Source organism: Hydrogenophaga sedimenti, from assembly GCF_051857515.1.
Taxonomy (GTDB): domain Bacteria; phylum Pseudomonadota; class Gammaproteobacteria; order Burkholderiales; family Burkholderiaceae_C; genus Hydrogenophaga.
The window spans coordinates 13,510-26,100 of record NZ_JBPZHA010000015.1; the positions used below are offsets into that span (position 1 = coordinate 13,510).

The 12,591-nt window shown below is 68.5% G+C and carries 12 protein-coding genes and 1 other RNA gene; 10 read left to right on the forward strand and 3 right to left on the reverse strand.

From position 1 onward, the window contains the following. The first annotated feature begins 70 nt into the window (after positions 1–70). From ACS5NL_RS20245 to ACS5NL_RS20260, 4 genes are read left to right on the forward strand one after another with little or no spacing between them, the layout of a single operon-like run. The gene (locus tag ACS5NL_RS20245) at positions 71–1,528 is read left to right on the forward strand and encodes a glycosyltransferase (RefSeq protein WP_439355776.1); all 1,458 of its coding nucleotides are present in this window, start codon (positions 71–73) and stop codon (positions 1,526–1,528) included. 55 nt (positions 1,529–1,583) lie between these two features. Continuing rightward, positions 1,584–2,354: a hypothetical protein gene (locus ACS5NL_RS20250; RefSeq protein ID WP_439355777.1), complete on the forward strand. Its 771-nt coding sequence runs from the start codon at positions 1,584–1,586 to the stop codon at positions 2,352–2,354. A 9-nt stretch (positions 2,355–2,363) separates the two neighbouring features. Further along, on the forward strand, positions 2,364–3,209 hold the full coding sequence (locus tag ACS5NL_RS20255) for a Gfo/Idh/MocA family protein (protein WP_439355778.1): 846 nt from the start codon (positions 2,364–2,366) through the stop codon (positions 3,207–3,209). Between the two features lie 53 nt (positions 3,210–3,262). Then, positions 3,263–4,330 (forward strand): DegT/DnrJ/EryC1/StrS family aminotransferase, encoded by a 1,068-nt coding sequence (locus ACS5NL_RS20260; RefSeq protein WP_439355779.1) that lies wholly within the window; start codon positions 3,263–3,265, stop codon positions 4,328–4,330. On the opposite strand, the gene ffs is transcribed toward ACS5NL_RS20260, so the two are convergent. Beyond that, positions 4,331–4,427: signal recognition particle sRNA small type (ffs, locus tag ACS5NL_RS20265), an RNA gene on the reverse strand. 65 nt (positions 4,428–4,492) lie between these two features. On the opposite strand from ffs, the gene dnaX reads away from it, so the two are divergent. The 5 genes from dnaX to ACS5NL_RS20290 all read left to right on the forward strand — a co-directional run bounded on the left by dnaX (position 4,493) and on the right by ACS5NL_RS20290 (position 9,139). After that, a complete protein-coding gene (gene dnaX, locus ACS5NL_RS20270) occupies positions 4,493–6,454 on the forward strand; it encodes a DNA polymerase III subunit gamma/tau (protein ID WP_439355780.1) in 1,962 nt (653 codons plus the stop codon). Positions 6,455–6,519: 65 nt separating this feature from the next. Further along, positions 6,520–6,852 carry a YbaB/EbfC family nucleoid-associated protein gene (locus ACS5NL_RS20275; protein WP_411364683.1) on the forward strand — a complete coding sequence of 111 codons (333 nt, stop codon included), beginning with the start codon at positions 6,520–6,522 and terminating at the stop codon, positions 6,850–6,852. Between the two features lie 20 nt (positions 6,853–6,872). Then, positions 6,873–7,478 carry a recombination mediator RecR gene (gene recR, locus ACS5NL_RS20280; RefSeq protein WP_439355781.1) on the forward strand — a complete coding sequence of 202 codons (606 nt, stop codon included), beginning with the start codon at positions 6,873–6,875 and terminating at the stop codon, positions 7,476–7,478. Between the two features lie 35 nt (positions 7,479–7,513). Continuing rightward, a complete protein-coding gene (locus ACS5NL_RS20285; RefSeq protein WP_439355782.1) occupies positions 7,514–7,918 on the forward strand; it encodes an MAPEG family protein in 405 nt (134 codons plus the stop codon). A 159-nt stretch (positions 7,919–8,077) separates the two neighbouring features. Beyond that, positions 8,078–9,139, forward strand: coding sequence for an ABC transporter substrate-binding protein (locus ACS5NL_RS20290; protein ID WP_439355783.1), 1,062 nt, complete (start codon positions 8,078–8,080; stop codon positions 9,137–9,139). 18 nt (positions 9,140–9,157) lie between these two features. On the opposite strand, the gene ACS5NL_RS20295 is transcribed toward ACS5NL_RS20290, so the two are convergent. Both ACS5NL_RS20295 and gloB read right to left on the reverse strand, forming a co-directional pair. After that, positions 9,158–10,921, reverse strand: a complete 1,764-nt coding sequence (locus tag ACS5NL_RS20295; RefSeq protein ID WP_439355784.1) for a transglycosylase SLT domain-containing protein — start codon at positions 10,919–10,921, stop codon at positions 9,158–9,160. 4 nt (positions 10,922–10,925) lie between these two features. Then, positions 10,926–11,699, reverse strand: a complete 774-nt coding sequence (gene gloB / locus ACS5NL_RS20300) for a hydroxyacylglutathione hydrolase (RefSeq protein ID WP_439355785.1) — start codon at positions 11,697–11,699, stop codon at positions 10,926–10,928. A gap of 68 nt (positions 11,700–11,767) precedes the next feature. Between gloB and ACS5NL_RS20305 the strand changes: the two genes are divergently transcribed. Then, positions 11,768–12,580 carry a class I SAM-dependent methyltransferase gene (locus tag ACS5NL_RS20305; RefSeq protein ID WP_439355786.1) on the forward strand — a complete coding sequence of 271 codons (813 nt, stop codon included), beginning with the start codon at positions 11,768–11,770 and terminating at the stop codon, positions 12,578–12,580. Positions 12,581–12,591 lie beyond the last annotated feature (11 nt).

The window sequence follows — 12,591 nt, forward strand, 5'->3', positions numbered from 1 at the left end:
TCATCCCGCGCAAAAGTGACCCGGATCCTGCGGTCACCAGACCCCAAACCGAGTTTCGAGAAAGACTGCCTTGAACATTCTGCTGGCCATCTGCAGCATGGCGCACCGCACCGGCGCAGAGCTGTTTGTGCACGACGTGGCACTGGCCCTGCACCGGCGCGGTCACTCGATGGTTGTCTACGCACCCGTCATGGGCGACATGGTCGACGGACTGCGCCAGCGTGGCATCGCCTGCGTGACCGACCTGCGGCAGGTGGCCGACGCCCCTGGACTCATCATCGGCAACACCCGCGACGACACCGTGGCCTGCCTGGCCCACTTTCTGGATGTGCCGGCGATCTCGATCTGCCACGACCGCACCGCGACCCACGGGCAGCCGCCGCTGTTCACGCGGGTGCGGCAGTACGTCGCGGTGGACGCCAATTGCGCCGAGCGGCTGTCGCAGGAAAGCGGCATCGCGCCCGCCGACATCGCCATCGTGTCCAACGGGGTGGATCTGCAGCGGTTCCGGCCCCGGCCGCCGTTGCCGGATCGGCCGCAGCGCGCCGCCATCTTCAGCAACTACGCGACCGAAAGCGACGACACGCGCGCCATCCGCGCGGCCTGCGAGTCCCTCGGCCTGTCGCTGGAGGTGATCGGGCAGGGCGTGGGTCGCCTGGCCGCGGCGCCCGAGGCGGTGCTGGGAGAGTTTGATCTGGTGTTTGCAAAGGCCCGCTGCGCCATGGAGGCGATGGCGGTGGGATGCGCCGTCGTCCTGCTCAACGAAGGCATGGGGCTGGCCGGCATGGTCACGTCCGACCGGATGCGGGAATGGCACCACTGGAATTTCGGGCGCCGGTTGATGCAGACCCCCATCACCCCCGAGGCGGTGCAGCGCGAGGTGCAGCGTTACGACGCCGCCGATGCGGCGCGAGTCACCGGGTACGTGCGCACCCATGTGTCGCTAGAGGCCACCGCCGACGCCCTCGAAGCACTGGCGCTTCGGGTGGTTCAGGCCGGACCAGACCGGCCAGCGATCGATCCCCGCGACGAGTTGCGCGAGTTCGCCCGCCATGTCGCCGCGAACCTGCTGCCCTTCGGCACACCGTACGTCGCGGTGCAGACCGGCATGCACCTGGCCCGTGCGCAGGAACTGGAGTCCCGCCTGATCGATGTTTCCACGGGGCTGAGCAGCACCCAGACGGCGCTGCAGGCTGCCCACGTCCGGCTGGCCGAGATGGACCGGCAACTGCTGGAGCAGCATCTGGCGCGGGTGCGGGCCGCCGAACTGGAGCAGCAGGTGCATGCGCTGCACCAGGAAAAGGGCCGGGCGGTCGAACTGGAACGCCAGTTGCAGGACCTGAAGGTGGCCGCGCAGACAGCCGTGCAACGTGCCGCAGACCTCGACCGTCAGGTGCAGAGCTTGTTGCCTGTTCGCGAACGGGCGGACTCGCTCGAACGGCTGGTGCGGGAGTTGCAGGCCAGCACCTCGTGGCGCCTGACCGCTCCCCTGCGCTGGATCGTTTCCCGACTGAAGCCTGGCCGTTGAACGCTGAAGCTTTGCCCCGCGCATCCGATATCCCTCCCAACAAGCGCTGAATGCCATGAAGCCCCTTCTCCTGATCGCCCATCCCGGACATGAACTGCGGGTCTTCCAGTGGGTCCAGCAGGCGCGCCCCGAGGTCGTGATGCTGACCAGCGGGGACGGCTCCATCGGCCAGCCCCGACTGGAAGACAGCCGGCGCGCGCTGCGGGCCTGGGGGCTGGACGTGCGCAGCGACTGGTTGCAGCCGGTGTCCGATGCGGTGGTCTACCAGGCGCTGCTGGGCACTGGCGCCTCGCCGTTCCAGGCCTGGCTCGACGGGCTCACACGGGCAGCGCTGGCGGCGGGCATCGATACCGTGGTGGCCGACGAGGCCGAGGGCTACAACCCGTCGCACGACCTGTGCCGGGTGCTGGCCAATCGCCTGGTCGCGCGCCTGCGCGAGGCGGGCCGCACGGTGCGCAACCTGGAGATCCCGCTGGTGGGGCATCCCTGCGATCCGGCCCGAGAAGGCCAGGTACAGATCGAGGTGCGTCTCACGGAGTCCGAGCTTCAGCAGAAGCTGGAACAGGTGCTCGACTACGCCCGGCGTTGCAGCCCGGTGCTGCTGGACGAGGTGCAGACCATGTTCGACACCTTCGGCACACAGGCCTTCGGTCGCGAATGCCTCTATCCCGCCGCCAGCACCTCTTATGAAGACGGGCGCCTGCCCGACACCATGCCGCACTTCGAGCGTGTGGGCGAAGAGCGCAAGGCCGCGGGCGTCTACCAGCATGTGATCCGCGCCCGGCACCTGCTGGACATGGTGACTGTGGTGGACCAACCGGGCTGAGTGGCGAAGATGGGCTCCCGCATTCGTCTCGCTGTGCTGGGCTTTGGCCGCTTCGGGCGCGTGCACGCAGCGCGTGCCCGTGCCCACCCCGCGTTCGAGGTGGCGTGTGTGGTCGATCCGGACGCCCAGGCGCGTGCGGATGCGCAGGCCCAGGGCTTTGAGGCCATCGCGTCGCTCGACGCCTTGCCCCAGTGCGTGCAGGCCGCGGCGGTGGTCACCCCCGCAGACACCCATGCCGAGCTGGCCGTGGCGCTGATGCACCGGGGCATCGACGTGCTGGTCGAAAAGCCCTTGGCCGAGAGCGAGCAGGGCATCGACGCCATGCTGGACGCCGTGCGCCAGACCGGAAGGCGCCTTTTCACCGGCCACATCGAACGGTTCAACCAGTCGCTGACCGATCTGCCCTGGGACCGTGCCCCCGGTCGGCTGGTCTTCCAGCGCCAGTCGCGCCTGCAAGGCACGGCCCGCTCGGTGGTGCTGGACCTGATGGTGCACGACCTCGACCTGGCGTCCTACCTGCTGCAGGGGGAGGGCGACGGATCGTTTCAGATTCTTGACGCTCGGACGCAGGGAGATGGCTTGCAGGTGCAGGTCCGGATGGGTGACACACGGGTGGACTTTCATGCCCGCCATGGCGCGGACGCGTCCCTGGCTTCGATGGGCTGGGGGGACGACACCAGCGCCTGGAGCGAGCTGGCACTGTCCCGTCCGCCCGGGCTGAACCAGTCCGATGCCCTGACGCGACAGTACACCGCGTTTCACCACATGCTGCAGGGCCAGGATTCGCCGCTGGCCGATGCGCAGGCCGGCGCCATCGCGGCCCGCCGAGCGCTCGCCATCGTGGCCGCACTATGAGGGTGCCGTTCTTTCGCAGTCCCTGGCAGGAGCCAGGGGCCTCCGAACGCGTGATGGCCGCATGGGGCCGGGTACTGGGCGGCGGCGGCTACATCCTAGGACCATCCGTGCAACGCTTCGAGACCGCACTGGCCCGGCGGCTGGGGCAGGGCGGGGTGGTCGGCGTGAACTCGGGCACCGATGCCCTGGTGCTCGCGCTGCGCCTGCTGAATCTCGAGCCCGGCGACGAAGTGGTGTTGCCCAGCTACACCTTCTTCGCCTGTTTCGAGGCGGTGGTGCGTGCGGGCGCGGTGCCGGTGCTGTGCGACTGCGCGGCAGACGATTTCATTGCCGGCGCGCAGCAAATCGCGGCCTGCCTGACACCCCGCACCCGTGCCGTGCTGGCCGTGCCGCTGTTTGGCGACGCCAGTGCCTTGCCGGGCATTGCCCGGTTGTGCCGCGACCGGGGCCTGACACTGGTCGAGGACGCCGCGCAGGCACTGGGCGCACGCGCCTGGTCGGAGGAGCGGGGCTGGGTGCCCGCTGGCGCCTGGGGTGACCTGGGCACCATGAGCTTCTACCCGACCAAGACCCTGGGCGCCACCGGTGACGCCGGCGCGCTGCACAGTCCGCATCCCCAGTTGATCGACCGCGCACGCTCGCTGCGCAACCACGGCCTCCTCGGTGCCCTGCATGCCGACGTGGGATTCAACAGCCGGATGGATGCACTGCAGGCCGAAGTGTTGTTGATCGGGCTGGAACAGCTGGACCGCTGGCAGGCCAGGCGCCAGGCCATCGCCCGGCGGTATCTCGCCGGCTTGTCCGGGCTGCCCCGCATCGTCCTGCCGCAAGACCGCGAAGGTCACGCCTGGAACTACTTTGTGCTGCGCAGCGCGCACCGGGACGATTTGCAGGCTCGCCTCGCGGCGGCCGGGGTGGACACCAAGGTCTACTACGAACGGCCCATTCACCAGCAGCCGGCCTGGCTGGAGCGGTTCGGAGAGAGGGATCTGCCCATCGCCAGCTCGCACGCCCGACAGGCTCTGGCCCTGCCCATTTTTCCGGGCATGCAGGAGGTCGAGGTGGAAGGGGTGGTTGCCGCCGTGCGGCAGGCTGTCGAAGAAGGACAGCAGAACGAATAAGGTGACGAGCCTTGACCCCGGCACTGGCTCCACAGTTAGGGCTGCTTGGTTCCCCACCTGACCCGGTTGGCCGCTTTACCATGCGGGAAGGCCCGTCACCGTCGATTGTAGGCGATGCCTGTGTCCTTTTCGCCGTGGGGTGACCTTTAGAATCGGCGGCCTATGTCTTATGTCGTCCTGGCCCGCAAATACCGTCCGCGCCGCTTCTCCGAAATGGTGGGGCAGCAGCACGTGGTGCAGGCGCTCTCCAACGCCCTGACGACCCAGCGTCTGCACCACGCCTACCTGTTCACCGGCACACGTGGGGTGGGCAAGACCACGGTCTCGCGCATTCTGGCCAAGTCGCTCAACTGCCTGGGCGCCGACGGGCAGGGCGGCATCACGGCCGAACCCTGCGGTGTCTGCCAGGCCTGTACCGACATCGACTCGGGCCGCTTCGTCGACTACACCGAACTGGACGCGGCGTCCAACCGCGGCGTGGACGAGGTGCAGTCGCTGCTGGAGCAGGCGGTCTACAAGCCGGTGCAGGGGCGCTTCAAGGTCTTCATGATCGACGAAGTGCACATGCTCACCGGGCACGCGTTCAACGCGATGCTCAAGACGCTGGAAGAGCCCCCCGAATACCTGAAGTTCGTGCTGGCCACGACCGATCCGCAGAAGGTGCCGGTCACGGTGCTCTCGCGCTGCCTGCAGTTCAACCTGCGGCCGATGGCGCCCGAGACGGTGCAGGAGCACCTGGCACAGGTGCTGGCGGCCGAACAGGTGCCGGCCGAGGCGCAGGCGCTGCGCCTGCTCTCGCGGGCGGCCCGTGGCTCGATGCGCGACGCCTTGTCGCTGACCGACCAGGCGATCGCCTTTGGCGGTGGCCAGCTGCTGGAAACCACGGTGCGCCAGATGCTGGGCGCAGTCGACCGCTCGCACGTACTGCGCCTGATCGACGGGCTGGCGCGGGGCGATGGCGCCGCCGTGGTCGACACGGTCGAGACCCTGCGAAGCAACGGCCTGAGCGCGTCCTCGACCCTGGAGGAAATGACCGGCCTGCTGCAGCGCATGGCCGTGCTGCAGGCGGTGCCCGAGCGCGCGGCGCTGGAGTCGTCGGACGATCCGGACACGCCCGAGATCGTGCGGCTGGCGCATGCGCTGCCGGCCGACGAGACCCAGCTGCTCTACAGCCTGTGCCTGCACGGGCGCGGCGAGCTGGGCCTGGCGCCCGACGAATACGCCGCGCTGACCATGGTGTTGCTGCGGCTGCTGGCGTTCAAGCCGGCCGGCGCCGCCAGCGCCTCGCCGGAAAAAAAAACACTGAAATCCGGGCCTGAGCCGGTCGCGGCCCCGCCGGCCGTGGCTGTGGCCGCTCCGCTGACCACGACACCGGTGCCGTCAGTCGCCCCGGCAAGGCCTCCGGTGGCACCCGCTCCGCCGGTGCGTGTGGTGTCGGCACCGACGGTCGCCAACCCACCGCCCCCTGTGCCTGCACCGCCGCCCGCTGTCCGGCAGGCTCCCGACGAACCCGCCGACGTTGATGGCCCACCCTGGGTGGACGAGCCCGACGAGGCGCCGATCGAGCCGCCGGAAGAGGGCGTGCAGACCTCGCGCCGTGTGGTCGAGATTCCGGTGCGCGAGGCCAGCCTGTCGCCGCGGGTCGAGCAGATGCGCGACCCGTCCGAGCCCGCGCGGCTGCCGGAACCGGTGATCACTGCCGAAGGCGACTTCTGGTTCGCGCTGGTGCAGCAGATGGTCAAGGCCGAAGTGGTCACCGCGCTGGTGCGTGAGCTGGCGTTGCAGTCGCAGCTGGTGGCCCGCGACGACGGCCAGTGGATGTTGCGCGTGGAGCGCGAGTCGCTGAACCAGCCGAGCACGCGGGAGCGACTGGCCACCGCGCTGCAGTCACAAGGCCATGCCGTGCGGCTGGCGGTGGAGATCGGGCCGGTGAGCGACTCGGCGGCACTGCGCCTGGCGGCCGAAGCCAGCCGCCGCCAGCGCGAGGCCGAACAGATCATCCGGGACGACCCGTTCGTGCAGGCGATGGTGCGCGACTTTGGCGGCAAAATCGTGCCCGGCACACTCAAACCGGTGAGCCCCCACACGCCACCGCGCGGGTCACAGCCTCCCGGAGGCGGCTGATCCGGCACCGGGCGACCCGGCGATCCCTCTCTTTCCCCTTTCCATTTCAAGAACCAAGGAACACCATGTTCAACAAAGGACAACTCGCCGGCCTGATGAAGCAGGCGCAGGCCATGCAGGAAAACCTCAAGAAGGCGCAGGACGAGCTGGGCAACATCGAGGTGACCGGCGAGTCCGGCGCCGGCCTGGTCAAGGTGCTGATGACCTGCAAGCACGACGTCAAGCGCATCACTATCGACCCGAGCCTGCTGGCCGACGACAAGGACATGCTCGAAGACCTGGTCGCTGCCGCCTTCAACGCCGCCGTGCGCAAGGCCGAAGAGACCTCGCAGGAAAAGATGGGCAAGCTCACCGCCGGCATGCCGGGTCTGCCCGGTGGCATGAAGTTCCCGTTCTGATTCCGCCTACCTGACACCGCGTGGCCGAAACCCATTCGCTGGAACTGCTGGTGCAGGCCTTGCGCTGCCTGCCCGGCGTCGGTGTGAAATCGGCGCAGCGCATGGCGTTTCACCTGCTGCAGCACGACCGCGAAGGTGCGCTGCGGCTGTCTCAGGCGCTGCAACACGCCTGCAGCTCGGTGAAGCACTGTGCGATGTGCCACACCTTCACCGAAAACGACATCTGTCCGACCTGCGACGACCCGCGGCGCGACCGCAGCCAGCTCTGCGTGGTGGAGACGCCTGCCGACCAGGCCGCGATGGAGCGCACGGGCGCCTACAAGGGGCTGTACTTCGTCCTGATGGGCAAGCTCAGCCCGCTGGACGGCGTCGGCCCGCGCGAGATCGGTCTGCAGAAGCTGTTCGAGCGCATCGACGCACTCGACGGCGGTGAGCGGCTGGTGCGCGAGGTGATCCTGGCCACCAACTTCACCGCCGAGGGCGAAACCACCGCACACGTGATCGCCCAGGGCCTGAAGTCGCGCGGCGTCAACGTGACACGGCTGGCGCGCGGCGTGCCGGTGGGCAGCGAACTCGAATACGTCGATCTGGGCACCATCGCCCACGCCCTGGTCGACCGGCGCTGAGCGCGCGGTCGCTGCTTTCTTTTCAAGGTGTTTCCATGACCTATGCCGGACTGACCGTGGCCTACTGGACGGTGATCGTCGTTGCGCTGCTGCCGATCGGCTGCGCCGTGCTCGCCAAGTGGGGCATGGCCGGCCGCCCTCCCAAGGACGGCGGCTTCGACAACCACGATCCGCGCGCCTGGCTGGCGCGCCAGGGTGGCTGGCGTGCCCGCGCCAACGCTGCGCAGGCCAACTGTTTCGAATCCATGCCGTTCTACATCGGCGCGGTGATCATTGCCCACCAGCATGGCGCGTTCCAGATGCGGCTGGATCTGCTGGCGCTTCTGTATGTGCTGCTGCGCCTGACCTACATCCTGTTTTACCTCGCCGACATGGCAACGCTGCGCAGCACGGCCTGGACGCTGGCGCTGGTGATCAACATCGCGATCCTGTTCATCTGACGCGCGCACGTCCTGCCGTCTGCTCGCTCGCAGACGGTTACATCGGCTTGCAACTCGCGTCGGTGGAAACCCGCTCGGGAATCGACCCGATGCGCATGGGCGGGGCCTCCACTAACCTCTGAAGCTCTTGCAAATCAGGGATCAGAGAAGGGTTGTCGCATGTGGAATCGCCGTGAGTGGACGCGGTGTGTGGCCTCCGGCTTGCTGGGGTCCACGCTGGCGGCAGCGCGGGCCGAGGTCAGACCCCTTGTGCCACCCGCTCCGGTGCGTGCGCCCTTCGCCCGGCTGGCGCTCGCGGTCAGCAACCGCTCGGCGTTCTGCTACCTGCCGCTGACCGTGGCCGAGCGTCTCGGCTATTTCGCGGCCGAGGGACTCGATGTCCAGGTGCGGGAAATGCCGGAACCAGGACATGCCCTGCAGGCGCTGCTCACCGGCAGTGTCCAGGCGCTGTCCTGTCCCTATGGGTCGGTGGTCTCTTTGCGCGCGCGCGGTGAAGCCTATCCGTCCATCGTCGTGCAGGGTCGGGCGCCGCAACTGGTGCTGGGCGTGTCGCGCAAGGCCATGGCCGGCTTTCGCGACCTGCGCGACCTGCAGGGACGCAAGGTGGCGGTGACCGGCATCGGATCGGGCAGCCACCGCATGGCGCAGACCCTGCTATCGGGTGCGCGGCTGCAGGGCGACGCGGTCCAGTACGTGCCGCTGAACAGCCCGAGCACCGCGCTGGCGAACTTCCGCAATGGCCTGGTGGATGCGATCTGCTACACCGACCCGCTCATCACCGAGCTGGAACAGTCCGGCGAACTGCGGGTGGTGGCCGACACACGCACGGTGCGCGGCAATGCCGAGGTGTTCGGCGGGCCGATGCCGGCCGGTTGCCTGAGCGTGTCGGCCGACTACCTGGCCAGCCATCCGGCCGAATGCCAGGCCATGGTGGATGCGATGGTGCGGGCGCTCAAGTGGCTGCAGACCGCGGGCCCGTCCGACATCAACCGCACGGTGCCCGAGTCGTATTTCCATGGTGACCGCGCGCTGTACCTGGCGGCGTTCAGCCGTGCCCGCGAGGGCTGGTCCACCGACGGGGTGATGCCAGATGCCGGACCCAACACCGTGGCGCGCGTGCTCTCGCGCTTCGACGATGCTTCACCGCTGCGGCAGGTCGACCTCGCCCAGACCTTCACCAACACGATGGCGCTCAAGGCCAAGACCCGGTTCAGGGCCTGAGGGCGGAGAAACGGGCCTTCAGTTGCGGCGGGCCTTGCGGCCGTTCTTGTTGTTGGCAGCCGCCACCTTGACCTCACCGCGCGGCGTCTTCGAGGCCTTGGCGCTGGCCTTGCCTCCCGACTTGGGGCTTCCCTTGGCGACCGCCGTGGACTTGCGACCCGGTCTGGCTTTTTCGGGTTTGCTCTCGCGCTGCGCCGCCACCTTGCGTCCCTTGGCGCTGCGCGCCTCGGTGCGGTCCTGTGCGGTTTCGCGCTCGACGGTCTCGCGGCTCTGTGCGCGGCTGGACTTGCGGGGTTCTGCCACGGCCACGGAGGCCGGACGCGCCAGCATGAGCGTGACCCGCTGGCCGGGCTTGAGGCGCTCGTTGACCGACATCCGGTTCCAGCCGGCCGCACTGACCGGGCTCACACCGTAGCGCTGCGCCAGCTTGGCCAGGTTGTCGCCCTTGCGGGCCTTCACCACCGAGCGCTTGAGGATGATGTCGGGCGTCAGGCTCAGCTGCGCATGGTCGGCCACGAATTCGCTGACATCCCGGTCGCGGGTGCCGCTGCGGCGCACCAGCAGGCTGGAACCGGCCTTGACCTTCATGCGCGGCGGGATGTTGTTGACCTCGCGCAGCTCCGACTCGCTCATGCCGACCTGGTCGGCGACCTGGGCGACGCTCAGGGTGGCCGATGCGGTCCAGGCGGTCCAGGTGGCCAGCGGGCCCTTGAAGGTCTTCAGGCGGTCCTCGAACACCTTGGCGTTGTCCCAGGGCAGCAGGATGTTGGGCGTGCCCGCCGCCATCACCAGCGGCTGCTTGATCGACGGATTGAGGGTGCGGAAGTCGCGCTCGCTGACGTTGGACAGGCTGGAAATCAACGCCACGTCCATGTCGCGCTCGAGCGTCACGGTGTCGAAGAACGGGTGGTTGCCGATCGCGGGCAACTGCACGTTGAAGGCTTCAGGACGCGCCACCAGGTTCTTCACCGCCTGCAGCTTGGGCACGTACATGCGCGTCTCCTGCGGCATGTTCAGGTCGGTGTAGCTGGTCGGCAGGCCTTGCGCCTGGTTGCGCGTGACGGCCTTGTTGACGTTGCCCTGGCCCCAGTTGTAGGCGGCCAGCGCAAGGTGCCAGTCGCCGAAGCGGGTGTGCAGCTGCTCCAGGTAGTCCAGCGCGGCGCGGGTCGAGGCCAGCACGTCGCGCCGGTCGTCACGGAACACGTTCTGCTTGAGGTCGAAGGACTCGCCGGTGGCGGGCATGAACTGCCACATGCCGGCGGCACGGGCGCTGGAGACGGCCTGCGGATTGAAGGCGCTCTCGATGAAGGGCAGCAGGGCCAGCTCCATCGGCATGTTGCGGCGTTCGATCTCTTCGACGATGTGGAACAGGTAGCGGCTGGAGCGCTCGGTCATGCGCTGGAAGTAGTCGGGGCGCGCGGCGTACCACTGCTCGCGGTCGCGCACCAGGTCGTTCTCCAGGTCGGGCATGGCCAGGCCGCGGCGGATGCGGTCCCAGATGTCCAGTGGCGCCGCCAGCATGGTCACCGGCGGTGGAACGGCCGACGCGGTCGCGATCTCGCTCAGCGGGGCGTAGGGCGGCAGCTCGGCGCGCGCCGGAGGAGCGGACACCACCGGTGCCGCGGCGGCCGGCTTGGGTGTGACCACGGCAGGTGCCGGTGGTCGGGGCGGCGGAGCGCTGGCACAGGCGGCCAGGGCCAGCGCCACACCCAGCACGACCAGGGACCGCCAGCTTCTGGACGGGCGCGCAATGGCGGAGGGGAGCAGGGACACGAAGGTCATGGGTTCACTGAAAGACGTTCTTCCAGGCCCGCAGCGTCGTAAACGCGCCAAGGGGGCCGGTGAGGGTTTGGGGGTCGTGCGCGCGGGCCGAGCGCTCCAGCGCTGGCGCATGGGCGCGCAGGAAAGGATTGATCTGCTTTTCCAGCCCGATGGAGCTGGGCAGGGTGGGAAGGTTCCGTGCACGCAGATCCTGGCATTGCGCAGCATAGGCCTGCAGGGCGGTGTTGTCGGGGTCGACCGCGAGCGCAAAGCGCAGGTTGGACAGGGTGTATTCGTGCGTGCAGCAGACACGGGTCTGGTCGGGCAACACTGACAGTCGGGTCAGCGAGTCCAGCATCTGCGCCGGCGTGCCTTCGAACAGACGGCCGCAGCCGGCGGAAAACAGGGTGTCGCCGCAGAACAGCAGCGGGGCGCCGGCCACGTCGGCGCAATAGAAAGCGATGTGGCCGGCGGTGTGGCCAGGCACTTCCAAGACCCCAAAGCGCAGGCCCAGTGCCTCGACCTCCTCGCCGCCGCCGACCCGGGTCAGCGGTTCGGGCATGGCTTCGCGGTGCGGACCGAAAACCCTGGCGCCGGTGGCCGCGCGCAAGGCAGCGACACCGCCGGTGTGGTCACCGTGGTGGTGGGTGATGAGGATGGTGTCGAGCTGCAGCTGGTTCGACTTCAGCCAGGCCAGCAGGCCTTCGGACTCGCCCGGGTCCACGGCGAGAGCGCGATGGCCATCGTGCAGGACCCAGATGTAGTTGTCGCTGAAGGCCGGGACGGGGAACAGGGTCATGGCGCAGAGACCGCTAAGCGGGCCGGAGTGGGGCGTGTAGAGTACCGGTCCGTAGCACAGCACCCGCGATGTATCCACCAATTATAAGTTTGACCGACTGGTTCCGGACCGCTCCCGGGCAGTATCTGCTGGGGTGGGAGCAGGCGCAGTTTGACCGGTCCGTGGCCAATCTGTTTGGTTACAACGCCTTGCAGCTGGGCCTGCCCGAGTTGTCGACGCTGGCCGCCAACCGCATGCCGCACCGCTGGCTGGCCCTGCCCGAGGAACTGCTGGGGCTGGCGCCGGCCGACATCGTTCTGCCCGATGCGGCAGACACCGATGTGCCGTTGCGGGTGGCCCTGGTCACCAACGCCGCGGCCCTGCCGTTTCCCGAAGCCAGCCTGGACCTGGTGGTGCTGCCGCACACGCTCGAACTCAGCGCCGACCCGCACCATGTGCTGCGCGAGGTGGAGCGTGTGCTGGTGCCGGAGGGTCGCGTGGTCATCTCCGGCTTCAATCCGAACAGCCTGTGGGGCCTGAAGCAGAGCCGCGCCCGCATGGCGGAGCGGCTGGGCATGCGGTTTTTCGGCATGTCGGACCTGTATCTGCCCGAAGCGGGCGAATTCATCGGCCCCGGCCGGCTGCGCGACTGGCTGCGGCTGCTGAGTTTCGAGGTCGAGTCCCACCGTTTCGGCTGCTACCGGCCAGCGGTGCACAGCGAGAAGTGGTTGCAGCGCAATGCCTGGATGGACAAGGCCGGCGCGCGCTGGTGGCCCATCTTCGGCGCGGTCTATTTTTTTGTGGCGGTCAAGCGGGTGCGCGGTGTGCGTCTGCTGGGTCCGGCCTGGCGGCCGCGGCGCGCCGGCGGCACCGCGCCAGTCACGATCACGAACCGCCGTTGAACACGGCACAA

What these genes read in the sequence shown, in the direction of transcription:
- ACS5NL_RS20295 (WP_439355784.1), bottom strand. Translation starts at nt 10,921, where the DNA reads ATGACCTTCGTGTCCCTGCTCCCCTCCGCCATTGCGCGCCCGTCCAGA.
- ACS5NL_RS20260 (WP_439355779.1), top strand. Translation starts at nt 3,263, where the DNA reads ATGGCCGCATGGGGCCGGGTACTGGGCGGCGGCGGCTACATCCTAGGA.
- dnaX (WP_439355780.1), top strand. Translation starts at nt 4,493, where the DNA reads ATGTCTTATGTCGTCCTGGCCCGCAAATACCGTCCGCGCCGCTTCTCC.
- ACS5NL_RS20250 (WP_439355777.1), top strand. Translation starts at nt 1,584, where the DNA reads ATGAAGCCCCTTCTCCTGATCGCCCATCCCGGACATGAACTGCGGGTC.
- gloB (WP_439355785.1), bottom strand. Translation starts at nt 11,699, where the DNA reads ATGACCCTGTTCCCCGTCCCGGCCTTCAGCGACAACTACATCTGGGTC.
- ACS5NL_RS20285 (WP_439355782.1), top strand. Translation starts at nt 7,514, where the DNA reads ATGACCTATGCCGGACTGACCGTGGCCTACTGGACGGTGATCGTCGTT.
- ACS5NL_RS20290 (WP_439355783.1), top strand. Translation starts at nt 8,078, where the DNA reads ATGTGGAATCGCCGTGAGTGGACGCGGTGTGTGGCCTCCGGCTTGCTG.
- ACS5NL_RS20255 (WP_439355778.1), top strand. Translation starts at nt 2,364, where the DNA reads ATGGGCTCCCGCATTCGTCTCGCTGTGCTGGGCTTTGGCCGCTTCGGG.
- ACS5NL_RS20275 (WP_411364683.1), top strand. Translation starts at nt 6,520, where the DNA reads ATGTTCAACAAAGGACAACTCGCCGGCCTGATGAAGCAGGCGCAGGCC.
- ACS5NL_RS20305 (WP_439355786.1), top strand. Translation starts at nt 11,768, where the DNA reads ATGTATCCACCAATTATAAGTTTGACCGACTGGTTCCGGACCGCTCCC.